At 64.5% G+C, this 2,967-nt stretch carries 4 protein-coding genes; 2 read left to right on the top strand and 2 right to left on the bottom strand.

Going from position 1 to position 2,967, the window contains the following annotated elements:
• Window positions 1-366: AraC family transcriptional regulator (locus tag ENZ75_RS26960; RefSeq protein ID WP_164888027.1), on the top strand; the 366-nt coding region annotated here is incomplete at its 5' end.
• Window positions 367-438: 72 nt separating this feature from the next.
• Window positions 439-858 carry a VOC family protein gene (locus tag ENZ75_RS26955; RefSeq protein ID WP_063168185.1) on the top strand — a complete coding sequence of 140 codons (420 nt, stop codon included), beginning with the start codon at window positions 439-441 and terminating at the stop codon, window positions 856-858.
• Window positions 859-870: 12 nt separating this feature from the next.
• Here ENZ75_RS26955 and ENZ75_RS26950 read toward each other — a convergent pair whose 3' ends face one another.
• Together ENZ75_RS26950 and ENZ75_RS26945 are read right to left on the bottom strand one after the other, a co-directional pair.
• Window positions 871-2,346, bottom strand: coding sequence for a cobyric acid synthase (locus ENZ75_RS26950; RefSeq protein ID WP_063168186.1), 1,476 nt, complete (start codon window positions 2,344-2,346; stop codon window positions 871-873).
• Window positions 2,346-2,960, bottom strand: coding sequence for a dimethylsulfonioproprionate lyase family protein (locus tag ENZ75_RS26945; protein WP_063168187.1), 615 nt, complete (start codon window positions 2,958-2,960; stop codon window positions 2,346-2,348). The genes ENZ75_RS26950 and ENZ75_RS26945 overlap by 1 nt, the downstream gene beginning before the upstream one ends.
• Window positions 2,961-2,967: the final 7 nt, after the last annotated feature.

The raw sequence follows: 2,967 nt of genomic DNA, 5'->3' as shown, positions 1-2,967 counted from the left end.
CGTTTCGACATGGCCGAAGCCTTCGTCACCGCCCGTCTCGAGAAGGCCGCCGAGACGCCACTTGAAATCGCCTGGGCCTATGACCGCATCATCACATCCGGCGGCCGGACCCGCATTGCATCGATCGCCGAAAGGCTGGGCTGGAGCCGCAAACATCTCGCCGGCAGTTTTTCCAACGCCATCGGCATGGGCCCCAAGACACTGTCGCGCATCGTCCGCTTCAACCGCGCGCTCGGCCTGTCGAGGCAGCAGGCCGTCGACTGGGCCGATATCGCAGCCGATTGCGGCTATGCCGACCAGGCGCATCTGGTACGCGAATTCCGCGACCTCGCCGGCGAGACACCAACCGGAATCTCGGCCAGGTAACATTTCTTCAAGACGCCGGAACGGCCTTTACCCACAGTGGGGCATCGACCAACCCCACTGAAGGAGATCGACATGACCACCACCACCGAAGCGCCCCGCCTCTACCCCGCCTTGCGCTACAGGAACGCGGCAAAGATGATCGACTGGCTGGGCGAAGCCTTCGGCTTCAGCGTCCGGGCCCGCTATGGCGAAGGCGACGTCGTGCACCATGCCGAACTGGTCTTCGGCTCCTCGATGATCATGCTGGGCACCGTGCGCGACGACGACTACGGCAAGATGGTCGGCGAACCCGGCTCAGGCGGCGGCAAGTCGATCTACATCGCCGTCGATGATGCCGATGCCGCCTATGCCAAGGGCAGGAAGGCTGGCGCCACGATCATCCAGGAATTGACCAACCGCGACTATGGCAGCCGCGAGTTCATCTGCCGCGACCCGGAAGGCAACGTCTGGTCCTTCGGTACCTACTGGCCGAAGGCAGGCGACAAGGGCTGAGCCAACCGCGAATTACCGCGCCAGTGCAAAGATCGCGTCGCAGTCGAGATGGGTCTCCAGCTCGGCTGCGACCTCGTCCAGCGCCCGCTCGACCTCGGCTCGGTAATCGATGCCGCCGCCCTTGATGCCGAGGCTTTCGAGGAATCTTCCGCGAAAGCCGTCGGCGCCAAACAGACCGTGCATATAGGTGCCGATCACCTTGCCATCGACCGACACTGCCCCGTCATCGATGCCATTGATGACTGCAGACGGCCTCAGCGTATCCGGCCCGGTGGTGCGGCCGAGATGGATTTCATAGCCTTCGAGCGGCAGGTCGAACGGCACCGAACGGGCGCTGACGTTGCGCACCGTCTTTTCCGGCTCCATCACCGTTTCGATGTCGAGCAGGCCGAGCCCTTCGGCTTCGGTGACGCTGCCTTCGATGCCGTCGGGATCGCGCACCATGCGGCCGAGCATCTGGAAGCCGCCGCAAATGCCCACGACATGGCCGCCGCGCTTGCGATGCGCAAGAAGGTCGCGATCCCAACCGTTCTCGCGGAATTTCAAGAGATCGCCGATTGTCGACTTCGAGCCTGGAATGACCACCAGCCCGGCATCGGCGGGCAGCGGCTTTCCCGGCGGCACGAACACCACCTCGACCTGCGGCTCAGCCTTGAGCGGGTCGAGATCGTCGAAATTGGCGATGCGGCCAAGCATCGGCACCGCCACCTTCAGCGCGCGCGCTTCGCCGGACGCCAGCCGCTCCAGCACCACCGAATCTTCCGAAGGCAAGCGTGCCGCCGCCTTCAGCCACGGAACGACACCGAAACAGCGCCAGCCCGTGAATGTCTCGATCGACTTCAGGCCGTCGTCAAACAGCGAAACGTCGCCGCGGAACTTGTTGATGAGGTAGCCGGCGATCATGCGCCGGTCCTCTTCCGGGAGGATCAGATGCGTGCCGGCCACCGAAGCGATGACGCCGCCGCGATCGATGTCGCCGACCAGCACCACGGGCACGTCGGCGCGCGTGGCAAAGCCCATATTGGCGATGTCGCGGCTGCGCAGGTTGATCTCGGCCGGCGAGCCGGCGCCCTCGACGATGACCAGATCGGCGCCCTCGCCGACCTTGCCCCAGGAGTCCAGCACGGCGTCCATCAGCCGGCCCTTCATCGCCTGGTAGTCGCGCGCCCGCGCTTCCCCGAACATTTTGCCCTGCACGATGACCTGCGCGCCGACATCGGTCTGCGGCTTCAGCAGCACCGGGTTCATGTGGACCGATGGCGCGACACCGCAAGCGATCGCCTGCAGCCATTGCGCGCGGCCGATCTCACCGCCGCCGGCATTGTTGTCACCTGGAATTTCGGCGACGGCGGCATTGTTCGACATGTTCTGCGGCTTGAACGGCCGCACCTTCAGCCCACGCTTTTTTGCCGCGCGGCAGAGGCCGGCGACCAGCACGGTCTTGCCCACGTCGGAACCCGTGCCTTGCAGCATGATCGCTTTGGCCATCAGTCCCTGCCCTGCGCCACGGTTCCGGTGATATCGGATTTCTGCGCCAACGGCCCGCCGCGCCAGATGTACAGCGCCAGCAACGGGTCTTTGCCCGTGCGCATGGCGTGATTGACGTTGGAAGCGTGATGAACGACCTCGCCGGCCGTACGCATGCAAAAGCCGCTCTCGCCCATGCGCCATTCGGTGCCGCCGGTCAGCGGAATGTAGATTTCCTCGGCGACGTGATGGTGGTCGGGATAGACGATATCTGGTCCAAGAATCAGCAGGCCGGCGGCGGCCGCGTCATTGGCAAAGTGGCCACGTGTGCCGAACACTTCCAGCCAGCCGTAATTCTCGATGAACTCTTTCCCGAAGTCCGCCTCGCCATAAGTCTGCCCCCAGCGGAAATCATTCCGACGTTCGGCAAGCAGTTGCACCAGCGGCTTGGCATCCGGAGGCGCCAGTTCGGCGGCGCGATCGAGATGGCGCAGGCAGGCAAGCGGACGCGGCTCCAGCGTGCGAGCCGGCATGTCCCAGCCGATCCGGGCCACGGCATCGCGCATCAGGACGTGATCCACGGTCGCAAGGTATGCGTGGAACCGGCCCAGCAGTTCATCGAATTTTGTCGTCATATCTCTG

Source organism: Mesorhizobium sp. M7A.F.Ca.CA.002.04.1.1 (assembly GCF_004022805.1).
GTDB classification, from domain to species: Bacteria; Pseudomonadota; Alphaproteobacteria; order Rhizobiales; family Rhizobiaceae; genus Mesorhizobium; species Mesorhizobium ciceri.
Note: the sequence above shows the minus strand (reverse complement) of the source record. Positions and strands in the feature narration are given on the sequence as shown.